This window comes from Pseudomonas brassicacearum subsp. neoaurantiaca (assembly GCF_013608025.1).
In the GTDB taxonomy this organism is placed as follows: domain Bacteria; phylum Pseudomonadota; class Gammaproteobacteria; order Pseudomonadales; family Pseudomonadaceae; genus Aquipseudomonas.
Genome location: NZ_VDLV01000010.1, coordinates 1 through 20,412, shown reverse-complemented (window position 1 = coordinate 20,412; position 20,412 = coordinate 1). Strand labels below are relative to the sequence as shown.

Sequence of the window (20,412 nt, the reverse complement as noted above, 5' to 3'; positions counted from 1 at the left end):
AGCTCCCTCGCCACAGGTACATCAGTTTCTCAAGCGAACCGCATTACCTGTGCTGGCAAGCTCGCTCCCACAGGGTGGGAATGTGCGCCAAGTCGCTCTATTTCAGTCTCCCGCAAAAGTTGGAAAGCTTCTTGCAATACCCCGCCTGCGCCCCTCTCGGGCGTCAAAAGTTTGCTTCACAGGAACGGGGAATATTGGTGGATCGCTCTCAGTTACTCAGCACCGCGCGCAGCAACGTCGTAGACCTCAGCCGGGGTAATCTGGGCGTGCCGCTGTTGCTGCTGGTCATGCTCGCCATGATGATGCTGCCGGTGCCGCCGTTCCTGCTGGACGTGTTCTTCACGTTCAACATCGCCTTGTCGATCGTGGTCCTGCTGGTCTGCGTATACGCCCTGCGGCCGCTGGATTTCGCTGTGTTCCCGACCATCCTGCTGGTGGCGACACTGCTGCGCCTGGCGCTGAACGTCGCGTCCACCCGGGTGGTCATGCTCCACGGCCAGGACGGCCATGCCGCCGCCGGTAAGGTGATCCAGGCCTTCGGTGAAGTGGTGATCGGCGGTAACTACGTGGTCGGTATCGTAGTTTTCGCCATCTTGATGATCATCAACTTCGTCGTAGTGACCAAGGGCGCCGGGCGGATTTCCGAGGTAAGCGCGCGTTTCACCCTCGACGCGATGCCCGGCAAGCAAATGGCGATCGACGCTGACCTCAACGCCGGCCTCATCGACCAGAGCCAGGCCAAGCTGCGCCGTCTGGAAGTCGCCCAGGAAGCCGAGTTCTACGGCTCCATGGACGGTGCCAGCAAATTTGTGCGCGGCGACGCCATCGCCGGCCTGCTGATTCTGTTCATCAACCTGATCGGCGGCATGGCCGTCGGTATTTTCCAGCACGGCATGTCCTTCGGTGACGCCGGCAAGGTTTACGCCTTGCTGACCATCGGTGACGGTTTGGTGGCGCAATTGCCATCACTGTTGTTATCCACAGCCGCAGCCATCATGGTGACCCGCGCCTCGGGCTCCGAAGACATGGGCAAGCAGATCGGCCGGCAAATGTTCGCGTCGCCGAAAGCCTTGGCGGTTGCCGCCGGCCTGATGGCGGTGATGGGCCTCGTGCCGGGCATGCCGCACGTTTCTTTCTTGACCATGGCGGCCCTCGCGGCCGGCGGCGCCTACCTGTTCTGGAAGAAGCAGAACGTGCAGAAGGTACAGGCGCTGGAAGAGGTCAAGCGTCAGCAAGAACTGCTGCCATCGCCGGCTCGCGCCATGGAAACCAAGGAGCTGGGCTGGGATGACGTGACGCCGATCGACATGATTGGCCTGGAAGTCGGCTACCGCCTGATTCCATTGGTCGACCGCAACCAGGGCGGCCAATTGCTGGCGCGGATCAAGGGCGTGCGCAAGAAGCTGTCCCAGGATCTGGGCTTCCTGATGCCCACCGTGCACATCCGCGACAACCTCGACCTGGCGCCGAGTGCCTATCGCCTGACGCTCATGGGCGTGATTCTGGCCGAGGCGGAGATCTACCCGGACCGCGAACTGGCGATCAACCCAGGTCAGGTCTACGGTTCGCTCAACGGTATTACCGCCAAGGATCCGGCTTTCGGCCTGGAGGCGGTGTGGATCGAAATCAGCCAGCGCGCCCAGGCTCAGTCCCTCGGCTATACCGTGGTGGACGCCAGTACCGTGGTGGCGACGCACTTGAACCAGATTCTGTACAAGCATTCCAGCGAGCTGATTGGCCACGAAGAAGTCCAGCAATTGCTGCAAGTACTGGCCAAAGGCTCGCCGAAGCTGGCTGAAGAACTGGTGCCAGGCGTGGTTTCGCTGTCGCAGTTGCTCAAAGTGCTGCAGGCGCTGTTGGCTGAACAAGTGCCGGTGCGCGACATTCGCAGCATCGCCGAGGCGATCGCCAACAACGCTTCGAAGAGTCAAGATACCGCCGCCTTGGTGGCTGCGGTGCGGGTCGGCGTATCCCGTGCAATCGTCCAAAGCATTGTAGGTACTGAGTCTGAGCTGCCTGTGATCACTCTGGAACCAAGGTTGGAACAGATATTGCTCAATAGTCTGCAGAAGGCAGGACAAGGCTCGGAAGAGGGTGTTCTGCTGGAGCCCAGCATGGCCGAGAAGCTGCAACGTTCATTGATCGACGCAGCCCAGCGGCAAGAGATGCAAGGCCAACCGGTGATCCTGCTGGTGGCCGGTCCGATTCGCGCGATGCTCTCGCGATTCGGGCGCCTCGCGGTCCCGGGGCTGCATGTGTTGGCGTACCAGGAAATACCGGACAACAAGCAAGTGACCATCGTTGCGACAGTAGGGCCCAACGGCTGAGGTAGTGGTTTATGCAAGTGAAGCGTTTTTTCGCCGCCGATATGCGTCAGGCCATGAAGCTGGTACGTGACGAGCTGGGCGCTGAAGCAGCCATCATTGGCAATCGCCGGATCGCTGGCGGTGTCGAGCTGACGGCTGCGCTGGATTACAAATTGTCGGCGCTGGCCCCGCGCGTTCCGAACATGGAACTCGAGGATGAGCTGCGCAAGACCCAGTCGCGCATTGCCAGCGCCCAGGCCGAATTGAGCCTGCGCAGCAGCGAAGGCGCGGCGAGCGCTGGCACCAATCGTCAATTGTTTGCGGGCCAGCCACTGACCGCAGGCCTGCCGCTGACCGCCGCCGAACCGTTGGTCGAAGCCACGCCGGCCGAGCCGCGTCGCCCGGAGCCGGCACCCGCCGCGCCTGCCCGGGGTGTCGACCCGCGCGCCCTCGACTCGATGCGTTTTGAACTCAACAGTCTGCGCGAACTGATGGAAGTCCAGCTCGGTTCGCTGGCCTGGAACCAACTGCAAGGCAGCCGTCCAGCCCAGGCCAACCTGTGGCGTCGCCTGCAACGCATTGGCCTGTCCGGCCCGTTGGCGCGTGACCTGCTGGCGCTGATCAACGGCATCGACGAGCCTCGCCAGGCCTGGCGCATGCTGCTGGCGCACCTGGCGCGGATGATCGCCACACCGGAAGTCGAGCCACTGGAAGAAGGCGGAGTGATTGCCATGGTCGGCCCGGCCGGCATGGGCAAGACCACCACCCTGGCCAAGCTCGCGGCCCGTTATGTCCTCAAGTACGGCGCCCAGAGTATCGCCCTGGTGAGCATGGACAGTTTCCGTATCGGCGCCCAGGAACAACTCAAGACTCTGGGTCGTATCCTCAATGTGTCGGTGACCCATGTGGATCCGGGCCAATCCCTGGCCCAGGCGCTGGAACCGTTGATGCGCAAGCGCGTCGTGCTGATCGACACCGCTGGCCTTCAAGCCAGCGATCCGGCCCTGCGCATGCAGCTGGAAAGCCTGGCCGGACGTGGCATCAAGTCAAAAAATTATCTCGTGTTGGCAACCACCAGCCAGAAACAGGTTCTAACCGCCGCATACCACAGCTACAAACGCTGCGGGCTGGCCGGCTGCATCCTGACTAAGCTGGACGAAACGGCAAGCCTGGGCGAGGTGTTGAGCCTGGCGATCGGTCATGAACTACCGGTGGCCTACCTGACCGACGGGCCGCGGATCCCGGATGATTTGCATCTGCCGCGCCGTCATCAATTGGTCAGTCGTGCCGTGAGTGTGCAAATGCAGGAAGAACCCAGCGAGGAAGCCATGGCTGACATGTTCGCTGATATCTACCACAGCCCGACCAAGCAGGTTGGCTGAGGTATTCATGAATATTTTTTGTACCTACATCGATGGTCTGCCATGCATTGTTCCATATGTGAACGCGCAGCCAGTAATGTGGCCTCCGTCTAAGTAAGACAAGGTAAAGAACGAACATGGGCAGCATGCATCCCGTACAGGTGATCGCGGTGACCGGCGGCAAAGGTGGCGTCGGGAAGACTAACGTGTCAGTGAACTTGTCCCTGGCCCTGGCAGAGCTAGGCCGACGGGTCATGTTGCTGGACGCCGACCTGGGCCTGGCGAACGTCGACGTGCTGCTGGGGCTGACACCCAAGCGCACCCTGGCGGACGTGATCGAAGGCCGCTGCGAACTGCGCGACGTGCTTCTGCAGGGGCCCGGCGGGATTCGCATCGTGCCGGCCGCTTCCGGCACCCAGAGCATGGTGCACCTGACCCCGGCGCAGCACGCTGGCCTGATCCAGGCTTTCAGCGACATCGGCGACAACCTCGATGTGCTGGTGATCGACACGGCTGCCGGCATCGGTGACTCGGTGGTCAGTTTTGTCCGCGCCGCCCAGGAAGTCCTGCTGGTGGTCTGCGACGAACCGACATCCATCACCGACGCCTACGCCCTGATCAAACTGCTTAACCGCGACTATGGCATGAACCGCTTCCGCGTTCTGGCCAACATGGCCCAGAGCCCGCAGGAAGGGCGCAACCTGTTCGCCAAGTTGACAAAGGTCACGGATCGCTTCCTGGACGTCGCCCTACAATACGTCGGCGCAGTGCCTTACGACGAAAGCGTACGCAAGGCGGTCCAGAAGCAACGTGCCGTATATGAAGCCTTTCCACGTTCCAAATGCGCGCTGGCGTTCAAGGCGATCGCCCAGAAGGTCGATACCTGGCCACTGCCGGCCAACCCGCGCGGGCATCTGGAATTTTTCGTCGAGCGTCTTGTGCAACAAACAGCAGGGCCCGTGTTATGACAGCCAGCGGTTACAACCATCTCTACAAAAAATCGGCACGGGACGCCCAGTACGAATTGATCGAGCGTTACGCGCCATTGGTCAAGCGCATCGCCTATCACTTGCTGGCACGCTTGCCGGCCAGTGTCCAGGTCGAAGACTTGATCCAGGCGGGCATGATTGGCCTGCTCGAAGTGGCGAACAAATATGACGCCAGCAAAGGCGCGAGTTTCGAAACGTATGCCGGTATCCGCATTCGCGGCGCCATGCTCGATGAAGTCCGCAAGGGCGATTGGGCGCCGCGTTCGGTGCACCGCAATACCCGTATGGTCAGTGACGCGATTCGCGCGATTGAAGCGAAAACCGGGCGTGACGCTAAAGATCATGAGGTTGCGGCCGAACTCCAATTGAGTCTCGACGATTATTACGGGATTTTGAACGATACCTTGGGCAGCCGCCTGTTCAGTTTCGACGACCTGTTGCAGGACGGTGAACACGAAGGGCTGCATGAGGATGGCGCAAGTGCTCACATGGAGCCATCGCGCGATCTGGAAGATGAACGCTTCCAGAGTGCGCTGGCGGAAGCGATTGCCAATTTGCCGGAGCGTGAGCGACTGGTCTTGGCGCTGTACTACGACGAAGAGCTGAACCTCAAGGAAATCGGTGAGGTCCTGGGGGTCAGCGAATCGCGGGTCAGCCAGTTACACAGCCAGTGCGCGGCCCGTTTGCGGGGGCGTTTGGGGGAGTGGCGAGCACGCTGACAGGCGGTGCGGAGATGCTGCGAGCGGGGCAGGCATGGCAAATGCCACGCCAGTCTCCATCCGTTGTGCTCCAGACCGTTGTCGAGTGTTGTGCCGGATTGATTGAAATGGCGCGTTCAGGTGCTGGGCGCGTTTAAGACTGCTTGGAGGTCGAATTGGACAAGAACATGAAAATCCTCATCGTTGATGACTTCTCAACGATGCGGCGGATCATAAAAAACCTGTTGCGTGACCTTGGGTTCACCAACACGGTCGAGGCCGACGATGGCACCACTGCCATTCCGGTTCTCAACAGCGGGAGCATCGACTTTCTGGTGACTGACTGGAACATGCCTGGCATGACCGGTATCGACTTGCTGCGCCATGTGCGCGCCGACGAAAAACTCAAGCATCTCCCCGTGCTGATGGTGACTGCCGAAGCCAAGCGCGAGCAGATCATCGAAGCGGCCCAGGCCGGTGTAAACGGCTATGTGGTCAAACCCTTCACGGCCCAGGCGTTGAAAGAGAAGATCGAAAAAATCTTCGAACGCATCGGTTAACGGCGCCACGGGGGAGCTATGGACAACGAATCTTCAATGGGCGATTTCGAATCGACCCTGAAAAAACATGCCCGCGAACTGGTCGACAGCCTTGAAAAGGGCCGCTTCGGCGATGCGGTTCAAATGATTCATGAGCTCAACCAGACCCGCGATCGTGGTCTGTACCAGGAAGTCGGCAAGCTCACCCGTGAACTGCACAGCGCGATCGTCAATTTCCAGATCGATCCGAACATGCCGCAGGCCGAGGAAGTCTCGCAGATTACCGACGCGACCGAACGCCTTGGCTATGTGGTCAAGCTGACCGAAGCCGCGGCGAACCGCACCATGGACCTGGTGGAAAGCGCAACGCCCCTGGTCAACGGCCTGAGCGAGGAAGCCCAGGCGTTGAGCACCGATTGGGGACGGTTCATGCGTCGCGAAGTCGGCGCCGAGGAATTTCGGGAGCTGGCCCGTCGGGTCGACGGTTTCCTGACACGCAGCAGCGCCGAGAACCGCGCCGTCGCAAGCAACCTCAACGACATTCTGCTGGCCCAGGATTACCAGGACCTCACCGGTCAGGTCATCAAGCGCGTGACCCAACTGGTCACCGAAGTGGAAAGCAATTTGCTCAAGCTGGTCCTGATGGCAAGCCAGGTTGACCGCTTTGCCGGCATCGAACACGACCGTGAAGCGATGCTTGCTGAAAAAGATCCACAAAAACATCTCTCTCAGGGTGAAGGTCCGCAGATTCATGCCGATAAAAGAGAAGACGTTGTGTCCGGTCAGGACGATGTGGACGATTTGCTGTCCAGCCTTGGATTTTGATTTAGCCCTATTTTAGGAGCAGCCATTAATGAGCTTCGGCGCCGATGAAGAGATCCTTCAGGATTTCCTGGTTGAGGCCGGCGAGATTCTAGAGCAACTGTCCGAACAGCTGGTCGAGCTGGAAAGCCGACCTGATGATGCGGATCTGCTCAATGCAATTTTTCGCGGTTTCCACACTGTAAAAGGAGGCGCCGGCTTCCTCCAGCTCAACGAGCTGGTGGAGTGCTGCCACATTGCCGAGAACGTGTTCGACATCCTGCGCAAGGGTGAGCGTCGCGTCGACTCGGAACTGATGGACGTGGTGCTCGAAGCGCTGGATGCGGTCAACAGCATGTTCAGCGAAGTGCGCGAGCGCTCGCCGATCACCCCGGCCACCCCCGAGCTGCTCGCCGCGCTGTCGCGCCTGGCCGAACCGCAGTCGGCTGACGAAGCCGCACCGGTCGCCGAGCCTGTGGTGGAAGAACCGGTCGCCGAGGAATCGGGCGACATCACCGATCATGAATTCGAATCGCTGCTGGACTCGCTGAACGCCGTCAAGGCCGAAGCCGAGGCGCCTGCCGCACCTGCTGCGCCTGCCGCCGATGCCGCTGCCGGCGATGAAATTACCGACGACGAGTTTGAGTCGCTGCTTGACCAACTGCACGGCAAGGGCCAGTTCGCCCCCGATGCGGTCGCCGCACCGGCGGCCCCGGCTGCGCCAAAGGCAGCAGGGGATGACTCCGACATTACCGACGACGAATTCGAAGCCTTGCTCGACCAGTTGCATGGCAAGGGCAACTTTGCTGTCGATGCGCTGGATTCGGCCATCGCCTCCGCGCCGAGCCCGGCCAAGCCAGCGGCCGCGGCCGCCGGCAGTGACCTGATCAGCGATCACGAATTCGAATCGCTGCTCGACGAATTGCATGGCAAGGGCAAGTTCAGCGAGGTTGGCAAGGCTTCCGCCGCGCCAGCCGCTGCAACCGCCGCCGCGACGGTCGCACCTGCCGCCAAGGCTGCGCCCAAGCCGGCCGCCAAGGCACCGGAACCAAAGGCCGAGACACCGAAACCGGCTGCTGCCGCCGCTCCGGCGCCAGCCCGTGCTCCGGCGGCTGCGCCTGCGGAAAAACCAGCCAGCGAAGCCGAGACCACGGTGCGGGTCGACACCGCGCGCCTGGACGAGATCATGAACATGGTCGGCGAACTGGTGCTGGTGCGTAACCGCCTGGTACGCCTGGGCCTCAACAGCCAGGACGAAGCCATGTCCAAGGCCGTGTCGAACCTCGACGTGGTCACGGCCGACTTGCAGACCGCGGTCATGAAGACCCGGATGCAGCCGATCAAGAAAGTCTTCGGGCGCTTCCCGCGCCTGGTTCGCGACCTGGCTCGCCAGCTCAAGAAAGAAATCAACCTGGAACTGGTGGGTGAAGAGACCGACCTCGACAAGAACCTTGTCGAGGCCCTGGCCGACCCGCTGGTCCACTTGGTGCGCAACGCGGTCGACCACGGCATCGAGTCGCCGGAAGAGCGCGAAGCTTCGGGCAAGGTCCGCAGCGGCAAGGTGATTCTGGCCGCCGAGCAGGAGGGCGACCACATCCTGTTGTCGATCTCCGACGACGGCAAGGGCATGGACCCGAACGTCCTCCGAGCCATCGCCGTGAAGCGTGGCGTGATGGACAAGGACGCGGCCGATCGCCTGAGCGACACCGAGTGCTACAACCTGATCTTCGCCCCGGGTTTCTCGACCAAGACCGAGATCTCCGACGTGTCGGGTCGTGGCGTGGGCATGGACGTGGTGAAAACCAAGATTTCCCAGCTCAACGGCTCGATCAACATCTACTCGACCAAGGGCCAGGGTTCGAAGATCGTCATCAAGGTCCCGCTGACCCTGGCGATCATGCCGACCCTGATGGTGATGCTGGGCAACCAGGCGTTCGCCTTCCCGCTGGTCAACGTCAACGAGATTTTCCACCTCGATCTGTCGCGCACCAACGTAGTCGACGGCCAGGAAGTGGTCATCGTGCGGGACAAGGCACTGCCGCTATTCTACCTCAAGCGCTGGCTGGTCAGCTCCGCCGCCCATGTCGAGCAGGGCGAGGGCCATGTGGTGATCCTTTCGGTGGGCACCCAGCGGATCGGCTTCGTCGTCGACCAGTTGGTGGGCCAGGAAGAAGTGGTCATCAAGCCATTGGGCAAGATGCTCCAGGGCACCCCGGGCATGTCCGGCGCCACCATCACCGGCGACGGCCGCATCGCGTTGATCCTCGATGTGCCAAGCATGCTCAAGCGCTACGCCGCCCGGCGTATTTGATTCTGGAGGGGCGCGGCCCGACGCCGCGCCTCGTCTAACGGAGTGTTTATGGTAGTTAAAGTCCTGGTGGTGGACGATTCGGGGTTTTTCCGCCGCCGCGTCTCGGAAATTCTTTCGGCGGACACGAGCATTCAGGTCGTCGGTACGGCGACCAACGGCAAAGAAGCGATCGATCAGGCCCTGGCGCTCAAGCCGGACGTGATCACCATGGACTACGAGATGCCGATGATGGATGGCATCACGGCGGTGCGGCATATCATGCAGCGCTGCCCGACCCCGGTTTTGATGTTCTCCTCCCTGACCCATGAAGGCGCTCGGGTCACCCTCGATGCGCTGGACGCCGGGGCGGTGGACTTCCTGCCGAAGAACTTCGAGGACATTTCGCGCAACCCGGACAAGGTCCGCCAGTTGCTGTGCGAGAAGGTCCACAGCATTTCCCGCAGCAACCGCCGCGTCAGTGCCTACAGCGCACCGGCGCCTGCGCCGACTGCTGCGCCCGCGCCCGCGCCCGCGCCAGCGCCGACGCCTTCGGCGTCGAGCAACTTCAATCCGGCACCGGTCCGCAGTGCTCCGGCACCTGCTCCTGCTCGCCCGGCGCCAACCAGTCCGTCGTCGCCAGCGCCCAAGCGCAAGGCCTACAAACTGGTCGCCATCGGCACGTCTACCGGTGGTCCGGTGGCACTGCAACGGGTCCTGACCCAATTGCCGGCCAACTTCCCGGCGCCGATCGTATTGATCCAGCACATGCCCGCGGCCTTCACCAAGGCGTTTGCCGAGCGCCTGGACAAACTCTGCCGCATCAGCGTCAAGGAAGCCGAGGATGGCGACATCCTGCGGCCAGGCCTGGCGCTGCTGGCGCCAGGTGGCAAGCAGATGATGATCGACGGTCGTGGCGCGGTGAAGATCCTGCCGGGCGACGAGCGCTTGAACTACAAGCCTTGCGTGGATATCACCTTCGGTTCCGCAGCTAAATCCTACGGTGACAAAGTTCTGGCGGTGGTCCTCACCGGCATGGGCGCCGACGGTCGTGAGGGCGCCCGCTTGCTCAAGCAGGGCGGCAGCGCGATCTGGGCCCAGGATGAAGCCAGCTGCGTGATTTATGGCATGCCGATGGCGATCGTCAAAGCCGACCTCGCCGATGCGGTCTACAGCCTGGACGACATGGGTAAACATCTGGTCGAGGCGTGTCTGTAATGGATGTTCTCAGCCTGATCGGCATCATCATGGCGTTCGTCGCCATCATTGGCGGCAACTATCTGGAAGGCGGCCACCTCGGCGCGCTGGCCAACGGTCCTGCCGCATTGATCGTGCTCGGTGGCACCGTCGGCGCTGCGCTGTTGCAGTCGCCCATGAGCGCCTTCAAGCGGGCCATGCAGGTCCTGGTGTGGATTCTGTTCCCGCCTCGTGTCGACTTGGCCGGCGGCATCGACCGCGTGGTGAATTGGAGCCTGACCGCTCGCAAGGAAGGCCTGCTGGGGCTGGAAGGGGTGGCCGATGCCGAACCCGACAGCTACTCACGCAAGGGCCTGCAGTTGCTGGTGGACGGCGCCGAACCCGAAGCGATCCGCAGCATCCTGGAAGTGGACTTCTACACCCAGGAAGCCCGCGACATCGAAGCGGCGAAAGTCTTCGAAAGCATGGGCGGCTACGCGCCGACCATCGGCATCATCGGTGCGGTCATGGGCCTGATCCATGTGATGGGCAACCTGGCCGATCCCTCGCAACTGGGCAGCGGCATCGCCGTGGCCTTCGTCGCTACCATCTATGGCGTGGCGAGTGCCAACCTGGTGTTGCTGCCGATCGCGGCCAAGCTCAAGTCCATCGCGCTGCGCCAGTCGCGCTACCGTGAAATGTTGCTGGAAGGCATCCTGTCGATCGCCGAAGGTGAAAACCCGCGCTCCATCGAGTTGAAGCTCCAGGGCTTCATGGACTAAGGCCATGGCACGTCGCAGAAATCACGAAGAACACGTCAACCATGAACGCTGGCTCGTTTCCTACGCGGACTTCATCACGTTGCTGTTCGCCTTTTTCGTGGTCATGTATTCGATCTCTTCGGTCAACGAAGGCAAGTACAAGGTCATTTCCGAAGCGTTGATTGGTGTCTTCACCGATTCCGACCGGGCCCTCAAGCCTATTCCCATTGGCGAGGAGCGTCCCAAGACCGTCACCCCCGCCAAGCCGCTGGTCAAGGACGCCGAACAGGTCGACGCCGGCATTGCCGGTAGCAGCGATCCGTTGAAAAGTATTGCGGATGACATCAGCGCCGCGTTCGGCGACTTGATCAGCTCCAACCAGATGACCGTGCGTGGCAACGAGTTGTGGGTAGAAATCGAACTCAATTCCAGCCTGCTGTTCGGCAGCGGCGACGCCATGCCCAGCGACATGGCATTCAACATTATCGATAAGGTCGCGGCGATCCTGAAACCGTTCGACAACCCGATCCACGTCGAAGGGTTCACCGATGACCAGCCGATCCGCACCGCGCAGTACCCGACCAACTGGGAACTGTCTTCGGCCCGCTCGGCGAGCATCGTGCGCATGCTCGCCATGCAGGGCGTCAATCCCAGTCGTCTGGCGTCGGTGGGTTACGGCGAGTTCCAGCCGGTGGCCAACAACGCCACCGCAGAAGGGCGCGCGCGCAACCGGCGGGTGGTGCTGGTGGTCTCGCGCAACCTCGATGTGCGTCGCAGCCTGACCGGTACCGGCACCGCCAATGCAAAACCGGATGCGGCATTGAAGCGGGCTGGCACACAAACTGCACCGACCCCGGTCAAGTCGCCGGGAAGACAGAACGCCGTCAATTCTCCGTCACCGGCTTTATAACCGAGCTATTTCTCGGTCGAGCGCGTCTCGACCGGGAGGAACGATCCGAATGAGAGTCTGGGCAGTCGCCAATCAAAAAGGTGGTGTGGGCAAAACCACATCCTCCATCGCTCTAGCTGGTTTGCTGGCTGAGGCGGGCAAGCGCGTGGTCATCGTCGATCTGGACCCTCACGGCTCGATGACCAGTTATTTCGGCTACGATCCCGACAGCCTGGAGCACAGCAACTACGACCTGTTCCTGCACAAGGGCACCGTGCCCGAAGGCTTGCCGGGACAATTGCTGCTGTCCACCAGTGATGAGCGGATTTCCTTGTTGCCGTCGAGCACGGCCTTGGCCACCCTCGAGCGCCAGTCGCCGGGCCAAAGCGGTCTGGGCCTGGTGATCGCCAAGAGTCTGGCGCAGCTGTGGCAGGATTTCGATTACGCGATCATCGACAGCCCGCCGTTGCTTGGGCTGCTGATGGTCAACGCTTTGGCCGCCAGCCAGCAGTTGGTGATTCCGGTGCAGACCGAACACCTCGCGGTAAAAGGCCTGGAGCGCATGGTCAACACGCTGGCGATGGTTAACCGTTCCCGCAAGCAATCACTGGCGTTCAATATCGTGCCGACCTTGTTCGACCGTCGCACCCAGGCGTCCCTCGGTACCCTGCGGGTATTGCGCGACATGTACCCGGACGACATCTGGCAAGGCTACATTCCGGTCGATACCCGCCTGCGCGACGCCAGTCGTGCCGGTGTGACGCCGTCGCAGTTCGATGGCAAAAGCCGTGGCGTACTGGCCTATCGCGCGCTGCTCAAGCATCTGCTGGCCCAGCAGCTCGTTCCGCAGCAGGTGGCTTAAGGTGAGCAGTTTCTCCATGAACGGAGCGTTCGCTCCCCGGTCCTCAAGTCCTGGCGCATTCATGCCGATAACCTTTTCAAGTGGCGCACAGTTCTCATGAACCGGCCGATCAAGACAACCTCGCGTCCGCAAATGGCCCTGCAGTCCTATCTGGATGGGCTCTTGCAGGAAGCGACCGAAGAATTGCCAGCGCCGCCGAGCGCGGTCGAGGCATTGCCCGAGCCCGTCGAGGCCGAGGTGGTGCTGGATGAGTTTCAAGCGGCCGTGCTCGAAGAGCAGGCCCGTGATGCACAAGCGTCGGTGATTGTTGCTGCGGTCGAGGCGCCGTTCATCAAGCCTCAGGTGGCGGTAATGGAAGCCCCCGCGCCGATCCTGGCGTCGGTCTCCACCGTCGCACCGTTGCTACAGGGACTGGTGACACCGGTGGTGGAAATCCACTTGCCGCCGAGCAACACACCGCCGCCGGTGCAGGTCGATGACCGTCCGGCGTGGGCCGCCGAGCCGTTTGAGTGTCTGTTGTTTGATGTGGCCGGATTGACGCTGGCGGTGCCGCTGGTTTGCTTGGGGTCGATCTATTCCCTGGCCGGCCAGGAGTTGACGCCGTTGTTTGGCCAACCGGAGTGGTTCCTCGGAATCCTGCCGAGCCAGGCCGGCAACCTGAAGGTGCTGGATACCGCGCGCTGGGTCATGCCGGACCGTTATCGCGATGATTTTCGCCAGGGACTGCAGTACGTGATTTCGGTGCAGGGTTACGAATGGGGATTGGCGGTGCACCAGGTCAGCCGTTCGCTGCGCCTGGACCCGAACGAGATCAAATGGCGCAGCCATCGAGGGCAACGGCCATGGCTGGCCGGTACGGTGATCGAACACATGTGCGCCTTGCTGGACGTTTCCGAACTGGCGGAGCTGATCGCCAGCGGCGGGGCAAAACACCTGGACGGCGGCAAGCCGGTCCGGAAACCGAAATAAGACAACCGGTGGCGTCAGGCGCCGCCGGACAGAACACACACCGCCACAGGCGGTTTTTCGAGGGGTCAGGGTATGAATGATAAGGCGTCGTCTCTCAAGGGTTCCGAAGATCCGATCTTGCAATGGGTGACGTTCAAGCTCGATAACGAAACCTACGGCATCAACGTGATGCGCGTGCAGGAAGTGCTGCGCTACACCGAGATCGCCCCGGTTCCGGGTGCGCCAAGCTACGTGCTGGGCATCATCAACCTGCGCGGTAACGTCGTGACCGTCATCGACACCCGCCAGCGTTTCGGCTTGAACTCCACCGAGGTCAACGACAACACCCGTATCGTGATCATCGAGGCCGACAAGCAAGTGGTCGGTATCCTGGTCGACAGCGTGGCCGAAGTGGTTTACTTGCGTCAGTCGGAAATCGAAACCGCGCCTAACGTCGGTAACGAAGAATCGGCGAAGTTCATCCAGGGCGTCTGCAACAAGAACAATGAGTTGCTGATCCTGGTCGAACTGGAAAAAATGATGAGCGAAGAAGAGTGGTCGGAACTGGAGAGTATCTGATTTGATTCTTGAGGTAGCAGTCATTGTCCTGTTCCTTTTCTGGGCAGGCACGCTGGCGATGTTTTTGTCCTACATACGTGGCCAGCGGGATATCGCCGCTCAGCAGGCCCAGGGCGATGCGCTGCGCGACCAGCGCATCAAGGACCTGGCCAAGCGTGTCGACGACTATCAGAACGGCACCGTGCGCATGGGCGAAGCACTCCATGAGCTGCGTGCCGTGGTCGCGCCGTTGCCGGATAAGTTGGCGCAACTGGAACAGCGCGACCCCTCCAGCCTGTCCTTTGCCCAAGCCGCCCGACTGGTCGGCATGGGCGCCAGCATCGACGAACTGACCCAGGCGTGCGGCCTGACCCAGGCCGAGGCGGAATTGATGAGCAAGTTGCACAAGGGCGGCTGATCTTTAGCTATCACCCAAGACCAATGTGGGAGCGAGCTTGCTCGCGATAGCGGTGTGACAGTCAATAGAGATGTTGAATGTGAGTCCGCCTTCGCGAGCAGGCTCGCTCCCACAGGTTTTTCTGGCGGGTGCATCGATCATCCCAGCCAAGCCACCTGTGGCGAGGGAGCGTGCTCCCGCTGGGTTGCGCAGCGACCCCAGGCTTTTTACGACTGCTGCGCAGCCGAGCGGGAGCACGCTCCCTCGCCACGGGATAGTGCCTTCAGCGACTAGTAATCATCCCCACGTTCCGTCACATCTTTCTCCACACTCTGCGCATGCGGATCAAACCCCTGGGGGAACTTGCCCTTCAGGTTCCAGGCAAACGCAATGATCTCGGCAATCGTGCGGTACAACTCTTCCGGGATGCTGTCCCCGAGTTCCATCCGCGCCAGCAGCTTCACCAACTCGGCATTTTCATAAATCGGCACTTCGCTTTCGCGAGCGATGCGGAGGATTTCCTCGGCCAGGGCTTCGTCGCCCTTGGCGGTGAGGGTCGGTGCGTGGTGGCCGTCGTACTTGAGGGCGATGGCCTGGCGGGGTTCTGTGTTCATGCGGTTTCGTCCACCCAGCGTTGCTCCAGCCGAGTCTTGGGGCCCTGGGGCGGGGTGCCGAGGTGGCAATCAAGATCGCCAACATTCAACCCGCACGTCACCAGCCGTTCACGCAATGCGGTCAGGTTCCGCTCGATCAGGCTCGCGGTGTATGGCCGTTCTGCCCAGAGCTGGCTGGACAGGCTGCCACTCAGCAATTGGGCCTGGATCTGCAGCGGCCCCAGCGGTTCCATGTCGAATGCGAGCTCGACCCGCCAAAGCTGCTGTTTCGGTTCGGGTTGTTCGCGGCGCTCGTCCGGTTGTTCCCGGGCGGCGGTTTCCTCACGCTGGAACTTGACCTGCAGCGGCACGATGTCCTGCAGGTTGCGCATCGGAATTTCCAATTGCCACGTACTCATCAGCCGACCGTCGTCGGTCAGCCCGGTTTGCTCCAGGCTCGACAATTGATGGCTTTGCAGGCGTGACACGGCGGCCGCTGCGAGGCGCAGCAAATGCTCAACGTCGCCTTCTTCGTCTTGTCCTTTCAATAGTCGCGAGGGCAGCGGAAAACTGGTGGGTTGTGGCTTGGCGCTGACCTGGCCAAGCATCCCCAGGGCGCTGCGGACAAAGCTAGGCAGGGCCTGGGCCAGTGTGTTGGCGGCGATGATGGCAGAGAGGTTGGTGGAGGCGGGCAGGGCGGGCGTCAGTTGGGCGATCAGTTTCAACAGGTCGCCCTTGAGGTCCGGCGCCAGGCTTGGCGGTTGTCCGGCCAGCAGTTTGCTTTCGAGGAACGCGCCGCTGGCGACCATGGCCTGGGCCAGGCCCTTGGGCGTCATCAATTGCTGGATATCCGGCAGACCGGCCAGCAGGCGCGTCACCGCAGCGCGGAGCTCGGGGCCGGTGTCATCAGTGGCGGGTAGGTTCTGCAGGGTGTTGAGCAGGCTGTCCAGCGAACCCTGCCGGCTCATCTGCGTCACCAATTGCTGGCTCACCGCCAGTTGTTCCTGGCGATTGCTCAAGGGCACGAATTTCAATGTCTGCGCATCTTGCACTTGTGCGCTCAGCAGCATGCCGATCCGCAGGGGTTGTGGACTGTCGATGTCCAGGGTACTGCCGGCCTGGGCGGTGTTGAGCAGACTCACCAGCGAGCGATACACCGCCGGTTGCCCCGGCAGTTGCGGTAACGCCTGGCTGGTCAGCACCTTGCCTTGCAACAAGGTGCCCACGGGCAGTTGCGCCGTGTCGATTCGGGTCAGGGTGGCGACACTGGAGGCGAGGGCCTGCTGCACGGTAATAGCCAGGTTGCTGGCGGACGGCTGGGTCACGGCCAGGCTGGTGCCTTGGGGCAATGGCTGGGTGCTTGTGGCCTGTACGGTGGCTTGGCGACCGCTTTCCAGCGTGACCTTGAGCAGCAACTGAAACGTCTGGTCCGCCTGCTTGAGCGACAGCACCTCGGCCTGGGCCGTCTGGCCAGGGCCGATCAGCCCTTCGGCGGGTGCCAGCAACTTGAGCAATTCGCCCGTCACCGCGGGCATTCGCGTCGTTGCCGTGACCTGGGGCAGTGGCGGGATGTTCATGTCGCCTGTCATTAGCGGTCTTACCTTGGAATCAGCCCAGAGGGGGCTTCACATGTATAATGCCGCCCGCCTTCCGGAGAGTGGCAAAAACCTTGCAATTGTTTGACCCAGCTCTGTGGAACAGGCCTTCAATGCATCTATGCTGCACTACTTTAACGGCCGCTGCATGGCCGACTTGAACCGTATAAGGCCCGCGATCCCTTGACCAGTCCTCTCCTGCAAACCGTCGGCCTCGCCTGTGAGCGAGACTTGCGGCTGCTCTTCGAAAATCTCGAATTGAGACTCTCGCGTGGCGATATGGTGCAGATCAGTGGCCCCAACGGCAGTGGCAAGACCAGTCTGCTGCGCCTGCTGGCCGGGTTGATGCAACCCACTGCCGGCGAGATCCTGCTCAACGGCCAACCGTTGCATAGCCAGCGCAGCGAGCTGGCACGCAATCTGTTGTGGATCGGCCACGCCGCCGGCATCAAGGACCTGCTGACCCCTGAAGAGAACCTCAGTTGGCTCTGCGCGCTGCATCGTCCGGCCGGACGCGAGGCGATCTGGCAGGCGTTGGCGGCAGTAGGATTGAAAGGCTTCGAGGACGTGCCGAGCCATACCTTGTCGGCCGGCCAGCAGCGCCGCGTGGCCCTGGCGCGGCTGTACCTGGACAGCCCGCCGCTGTGGATCCTCGACGAGCCGTTCACCGCCCTGGACAAGCAAGGCGTGGCGCAGCTCGAAGAGCACCTCGCCCGGCACTGCGAGAACGGCGGCATGGTGCTGCTGACCACCCACCACACCTTGGCCCGGATGCCCTCCGGTTATCGCAGCATTGACCTGGGGAACTGGGCGGTATGAGTGTCTTTGGCCTGTTGCTTGCCCGTGAAGCGCGCCTGTTGTTCCGGCGTCCGGCCGAACTGGCCAACCCGTTGGTATTCTTTGCAATCGTCATCGCCTTGTTCCCGCTGGCGGTCGGCCCCGAGACTCAATTGTTGCAAACCTTGTCGCCGGGACTCGTCTGGGTGGCGGCGCTTTTGTCGGTGCTGCTCTCGCTGGACGGGCTTTTCCGCAGTGATTTCGAAGACGGTTCCCTGGAGCAGTGGGTCCTTTCGTCGCACCCCCTGGCCCTTCTGGTTTTGGCCAAGGTACTGGCACACTGGGTTTTTTCCGGGCTGGCGCTGGTGCTGCTCTCGCCGTTGCTGGCGATGATGCTGGGTTTGCCCGCCGCCTGCATGCCGGTGCTGTTGTTGTCGCTGTTGTTGGGCACGCCGGTGCTGAGCTTGCTCGGCGCGGTGGGCGCGGCGCTGACGGTTGGGCTCAAGCGCGGCGGCCTGTTGCTGGCCCTGCTGATCCTGCCGTTGTACATACCGGTGTTGATCCTTGGCAGCGGCGCTTTGCAAGCCGCACTGCAAGGCATGCCGGCAACCGGTTATCTGCTGTGGCTTGGGAGCCTGACCGCCCTGGCGATAACCCTGACACCCTTTGCAATAGCCGCTGGCCTGAAGATCAGCGTCGGCGAATAATAACGATGCCTGGTCAAGAAATGACCACTTCTTAGGAAGGTAAAGGCAGACCCGGCGGTTCGCGATGCGAGCCGCAACCGTGATGGAAACAGCAATGAACTGGACCTGGTTTCACAAGCTCGGCTCACCCAAGTGGTTCTACGGCATCAGCGGCAGGATGCTGCCCTGGTTGAGCGTCGCCGCCCTGTTGCTGATCGGCATCGGCGTGGTCTGGGGCCTGGCCTTCGCGCCGCCGGACTACCAGCAAGGCAACAGCTTCCGCATCATCTATATCCATGTTCCGACGGCGATGCTGGCCCAGTCGATCTATGTGATGCTGGCGGTCTGCGGCGTGGTCGGGCTGGTGTGGAAAATGAAACTGGCCGACGTCGCCTTGCAATGCGCCGCCCCCATCGGCGCGTGGATGACCGCCGTGGCGCTGGTTACCGGGGCCATCTGGGGCAAGCCGACCTGGGGTTCATGGTGGGTCTGGGATGCGCGACTGACGTCGATGCTCATCCTGCTGTTCCTGTACTTCGGTCTTATTGCGTTGGGCAACGCCATCAGCAATCGTGACAGCGCCGCCAAGGCTTGCGCGGTACTGGCGATTGTCGGGGTCATCAATATCCCGATCATCAAGTACTCGGTGGAGTGGTGGAACACCCTGCACCAGGGCGCGACCTTCACCCTGACTGAGAAACCGGCGATGCCAGTGGAGATGTGGCTGCCGCTGCTGCTGACCGCGCTGGGTTTCTACTGCTTCTTCGGCGCGGTGTTGCTGCTGCGCATGCGCCTGGAAGTGCTCAAGCGCGAGGCCCGGGCCAGTTGGGTGAAAGCTGAAGTACAGAACAGCCTGGAGGCCGCTCGATGAGTTTTGCGTCATTCGGCGATTTCCTCGCCATGGGCCATCACGGCCTGTATGTCTGGTCGGCCTACGGCATTTGCCTAGCGGTGCTGGCCCTCAACGTGGCGGCGCCGATCCTGGCCCGCAAGCGGTATCTGCAACAAGAGGCGCGTCGTCTGCGCCGGGAGAACGGTCAGTGAATCCGCTGCGTAAAAAACGTCTTGTCATCATTCTGGCGATCCTGGTGGGGGTCGGCGCTGCGGTCGGCCTGGCGCTGAGTGCCTTGCAGCAGAACATCAACCTCTTCTACACCCCGACCCAGATTGCCAACGGCGAAGCGCCCAAGGACAAACGCATCCGCGCGGGGGGCATGGTGGAAAAAGGCTCGCTGGCGCGTTCCGGCGATTCGCTGGACGTGACGTTCAACGTCACCGACTTCAACAAGACCGTGACCATCACCTATCGCGGGATCCTTCCGGACCTGTTCCGCGAAGGGCAGGGCATCGTAGCCCTGGGCAAGCTCAACGCCGACGGCGTGGTGGTGGCCGATGAAGTGCTGGCCAAGCACGACGAGAAATACATGCCGCCGGAAGTGACCAAGGCCTTGAAAGACAGCGGCCAGTCGGCGCCCGCGCCCGTTAAGGAGGGCTGATCGATGACCACCGGCATTTTTATTCCCGAGCTGGGCCATCTGGCGATGATCCTGGCGCTGTGTTTTTCCCTGGTCCAGGCCGTGGTGCCGTTGCTCGGTGCCTGGCGTGGCGATCGCCTGTGGATGAGCCTGGCCCAGCCAGCGGCATGGGGGCAGTTCGCGTTCATGCTGTTCGCCTTCGGCTGCCTGACCTACGCCTTCATGACCGACGATTTTTCTGTGGAATACGTCGCCAGCAACTCCAACAGCGCCTTGCCCTGGTACTACAAGTTCAGCGCGGTGTGGGGCGCCCATGAAGGTTCGTTGTTGCTGTGGGCACTGATTCTCGCCGGCTGGACGTTTGCGGTGTCGGTGTTCTCCCGGCAGCTGCCCCAGGTGATGCTGGCCCGGGTATTGGCGGTGATGGGCCTGATCAGCACCGGTTTCCTGCTGTTCCTGATCGTCACGTCCAATCCTTTCGAACGCATCCTGCCGCAAGTGCCGATGGATGGCCGCGACCTTAACCCGCTGCTGCAGGACATCGGCCTGATCGTCCATCCACCGATGCTCTACATGGGCTACGTCGGCTTTTCGGTGGCCTTCGCCTTCGCCATCGCTGCATTGCTCGGTGGTCGCCTCGACGCCGCGTGGGCGCGCTGGTCGCGTCCGTGGACCATCGTCGCCTGGGCATTCCTCGGCATCGGCATCACCCTC

The 20,412-nt window shown here is 61.9% G+C and carries 22 protein-coding genes; 20 read left to right on the top strand and 2 right to left on the bottom strand.

Annotation, left to right across the window (positions count from 1 at the left end):
* Positions 1–197 precede the first annotated feature (197 nt).
* From flhA to FHK92_RS06830, 14 genes are all read left to right on the top strand, one after another.
* The gene (gene flhA, locus FHK92_RS06895) at positions 198–2,327 is read left to right on the top strand and encodes a flagellar biosynthesis protein FlhA (protein ID WP_181287415.1); all 2,130 of its coding nucleotides are present in this window, start codon (positions 198–200) and stop codon (positions 2,325–2,327) included.
* 11 nt (positions 2,328–2,338) lie between these two features.
* The gene (gene flhF / locus FHK92_RS06890) at positions 2,339–3,688 is read left to right on the top strand and encodes a flagellar biosynthesis protein FlhF (RefSeq protein ID WP_181287414.1); all 1,350 of its coding nucleotides are present in this window, start codon (positions 2,339–2,341) and stop codon (positions 3,686–3,688) included.
* Positions 3,689–3,804: 116 nt separating this feature from the next.
* A complete protein-coding gene (fleN, locus tag FHK92_RS06885; RefSeq protein WP_003184001.1) occupies positions 3,805–4,635 on the top strand; it encodes a flagellar synthesis regulator FleN in 831 nt (276 codons plus the stop codon).
* Positions 4,632–5,375, top strand: a complete 744-nt coding sequence (gene fliA / locus FHK92_RS06880; protein WP_030141068.1) for an RNA polymerase sigma factor FliA — start codon at positions 4,632–4,634, stop codon at positions 5,373–5,375. Before fleN ends, fliA begins: the two co-directional genes overlap by 4 nt.
* A gap of 167 nt (positions 5,376–5,542) precedes the next feature.
* Entirely contained in the window at positions 5,543–5,914 is a 372-nt protein-coding gene (locus tag FHK92_RS06875; RefSeq protein WP_003183998.1) for a chemotaxis response regulator CheY, read from the top strand.
* 18 nt (positions 5,915–5,932) lie between these two features.
* On the top strand, positions 5,933–6,718 hold the full coding sequence (locus FHK92_RS06870; RefSeq protein ID WP_030141067.1) for a protein phosphatase CheZ: 786 nt from the start codon (positions 5,933–5,935) through the stop codon (positions 6,716–6,718).
* Positions 6,719–6,746: 28 nt separating this feature from the next.
* On the top strand, positions 6,747–9,005 hold the full coding sequence (locus FHK92_RS06865; protein ID WP_181287413.1) for a chemotaxis protein CheA: 2,259 nt from the start codon (positions 6,747–6,749) through the stop codon (positions 9,003–9,005).
* A 48-nt stretch (positions 9,006–9,053) separates the two neighbouring features.
* The gene (locus FHK92_RS06860; protein WP_181287412.1) at positions 9,054–10,199 is read left to right on the top strand and encodes a protein-glutamate methylesterase/protein-glutamine glutaminase; all 1,146 of its coding nucleotides are present in this window, start codon (positions 9,054–9,056) and stop codon (positions 10,197–10,199) included.
* On the top strand, positions 10,199–10,939 hold the full coding sequence (locus FHK92_RS06855) for a flagellar motor protein (RefSeq protein WP_181287411.1): 741 nt from the start codon (positions 10,199–10,201) through the stop codon (positions 10,937–10,939). The genes FHK92_RS06860 and FHK92_RS06855 overlap by 1 nt, the downstream gene beginning before the upstream one ends.
* A gap of 4 nt (positions 10,940–10,943) precedes the next feature.
* The gene (gene motD, locus FHK92_RS06850) at positions 10,944–11,828 is read left to right on the top strand and encodes a flagellar motor protein MotD (RefSeq protein ID WP_181287410.1); all 885 of its coding nucleotides are present in this window, start codon (positions 10,944–10,946) and stop codon (positions 11,826–11,828) included.
* A gap of 49 nt (positions 11,829–11,877) precedes the next feature.
* Positions 11,878–12,669: a ParA family protein gene (locus FHK92_RS06845; protein ID WP_030141062.1), complete on the top strand. Its 792-nt coding sequence runs from the start codon at positions 11,878–11,880 to the stop codon at positions 12,667–12,669.
* A gap of 96 nt (positions 12,670–12,765) precedes the next feature.
* Positions 12,766–13,638, top strand: coding sequence for a CheW domain-containing protein (locus FHK92_RS06840; RefSeq protein ID WP_181287409.1), 873 nt, complete (start codon positions 12,766–12,768; stop codon positions 13,636–13,638).
* 72 nt (positions 13,639–13,710) lie between these two features.
* Entirely contained in the window at positions 13,711–14,196 is a 486-nt protein-coding gene (locus tag FHK92_RS06835) for a chemotaxis protein CheW (RefSeq protein ID WP_024778681.1), read from the top strand.
* A 1-nt stretch (position 14,197) separates the two neighbouring features.
* Positions 14,198–14,593 (top strand): DUF2802 domain-containing protein, encoded by a 396-nt coding sequence (locus FHK92_RS06830; RefSeq protein ID WP_030141059.1) that lies wholly within the window; start codon positions 14,198–14,200, stop codon positions 14,591–14,593.
* Between the two features lie 269 nt (positions 14,594–14,862).
* On the opposite strand, the gene FHK92_RS06825 is transcribed toward FHK92_RS06830, so the two are convergent.
* Together FHK92_RS06825 and fliK are read right to left on the bottom strand one after the other, a co-directional pair.
* Complete coding sequence (locus FHK92_RS06825; protein WP_030141058.1) at positions 14,863–15,186, bottom strand: EscU/YscU/HrcU family type III secretion system export apparatus switch protein; 324 nt, start codon at positions 15,184–15,186, stop codon at positions 14,863–14,865.
* Positions 15,183–16,754, bottom strand: coding sequence for a flagellar hook-length control protein FliK (gene fliK, locus FHK92_RS06820; protein ID WP_181287408.1), 1,572 nt, complete (start codon positions 16,752–16,754; stop codon positions 15,183–15,185). The genes FHK92_RS06825 and fliK overlap by 4 nt, the downstream gene beginning before the upstream one ends.
* 189 nt (positions 16,755–16,943) lie before the next feature.
* Here fliK and ccmA point away from each other — a divergent pair, with 189 nt between their 5' ends.
* From ccmA to ccsA, 6 genes are all read left to right on the top strand, one after another.
* Positions 16,944–17,579 carry a cytochrome c biogenesis heme-transporting ATPase CcmA gene (gene ccmA / locus FHK92_RS06815; protein WP_030141056.1) on the top strand — a complete coding sequence of 212 codons (636 nt, stop codon included), beginning with the start codon at positions 16,944–16,946 and terminating at the stop codon, positions 17,577–17,579.
* Positions 17,576–18,244, top strand: a complete 669-nt coding sequence (gene ccmB, locus FHK92_RS06810; RefSeq protein ID WP_039593066.1) for a heme exporter protein CcmB — start codon at positions 17,576–17,578, stop codon at positions 18,242–18,244. Before ccmA ends, ccmB begins: the two co-directional genes overlap by 4 nt.
* Before the next feature lie 94 nt (positions 18,245–18,338).
* Positions 18,339–19,094, top strand: coding sequence for a heme ABC transporter permease (locus FHK92_RS06805; RefSeq protein WP_181287407.1), 756 nt, complete (start codon positions 18,339–18,341; stop codon positions 19,092–19,094).
* Positions 19,091–19,267: a heme exporter protein CcmD gene (gene ccmD, locus FHK92_RS06800; protein ID WP_007939192.1), complete on the top strand. Its 177-nt coding sequence runs from the start codon at positions 19,091–19,093 to the stop codon at positions 19,265–19,267. Before FHK92_RS06805 ends, ccmD begins: the two co-directional genes overlap by 4 nt.
* Positions 19,264–19,719 carry a cytochrome c maturation protein CcmE gene (gene ccmE, locus FHK92_RS06795; RefSeq protein ID WP_181287406.1) on the top strand — a complete coding sequence of 152 codons (456 nt, stop codon included), beginning with the start codon at positions 19,264–19,266 and terminating at the stop codon, positions 19,717–19,719. Before ccmD ends, ccmE begins: the two co-directional genes overlap by 4 nt.
* A 3-nt stretch (positions 19,720–19,722) precedes the next feature.
* A partial coding sequence (gene ccsA, locus FHK92_RS06790; protein WP_181287405.1) for a cytochrome c biogenesis protein CcsA occupies positions 19,723–20,412 on the top strand: 690 nt, incomplete at its 3' end.

Coding starts and splice junctions, on each gene's coding strand:
- ccmB (WP_039593066.1), top strand. CDS start 17,576: ATGAGTGTCTTTGGCCTGTTGCTTGCCCGTGAAGCGCGCCTGTTGTTC.
- FHK92_RS06875 (WP_003183998.1), top strand. CDS start 5,543: ATGAAAATCCTCATCGTTGATGACTTCTCAACGATGCGGCGGATCATA.
- fliA (WP_030141068.1), top strand. CDS start 4,632: ATGACAGCCAGCGGTTACAACCATCTCTACAAAAAATCGGCACGGGAC.
- fleN (WP_003184001.1), top strand. CDS start 3,805: ATGGGCAGCATGCATCCCGTACAGGTGATCGCGGTGACCGGCGGCAAA.
- FHK92_RS06860 (WP_181287412.1), top strand. CDS start 9,054: ATGGTAGTTAAAGTCCTGGTGGTGGACGATTCGGGGTTTTTCCGCCGC.
- FHK92_RS06805 (WP_181287407.1), top strand. CDS start 18,339: ATGAACTGGACCTGGTTTCACAAGCTCGGCTCACCCAAGTGGTTCTAC.
- FHK92_RS06835 (WP_024778681.1), top strand. CDS start 13,711: ATGAATGATAAGGCGTCGTCTCTCAAGGGTTCCGAAGATCCGATCTTG.
- FHK92_RS06825 (WP_030141058.1), bottom strand. CDS start 15,186: ATGAACACAGAACCCCGCCAGGCCATCGCCCTCAAGTACGACGGCCAC.
- flhF (WP_181287414.1), top strand. CDS start 2,339: ATGCAAGTGAAGCGTTTTTTCGCCGCCGATATGCGTCAGGCCATGAAG.
- FHK92_RS06840 (WP_181287409.1), top strand. CDS start 12,766: ATGAACCGGCCGATCAAGACAACCTCGCGTCCGCAAATGGCCCTGCAG.
- FHK92_RS06870 (WP_030141067.1), top strand. CDS start 5,933: ATGGACAACGAATCTTCAATGGGCGATTTCGAATCGACCCTGAAAAAA.
- ccmD (WP_007939192.1), top strand. CDS start 19,091: ATGAGTTTTGCGTCATTCGGCGATTTCCTCGCCATGGGCCATCACGGC.
- motD (WP_181287410.1), top strand. CDS start 10,944: ATGGCACGTCGCAGAAATCACGAAGAACACGTCAACCATGAACGCTGG.
- FHK92_RS06865 (WP_181287413.1), top strand. CDS start 6,747: ATGAGCTTCGGCGCCGATGAAGAGATCCTTCAGGATTTCCTGGTTGAG.
- fliK (WP_181287408.1), bottom strand. CDS start 16,754: ATGACAGGCGACATGAACATCCCGCCACTGCCCCAGGTCACGGCAACG.
- FHK92_RS06845 (WP_030141062.1), top strand. CDS start 11,878: ATGAGAGTCTGGGCAGTCGCCAATCAAAAAGGTGGTGTGGGCAAAACC.
- FHK92_RS06855 (WP_181287411.1), top strand. CDS start 10,199: ATGGATGTTCTCAGCCTGATCGGCATCATCATGGCGTTCGTCGCCATC.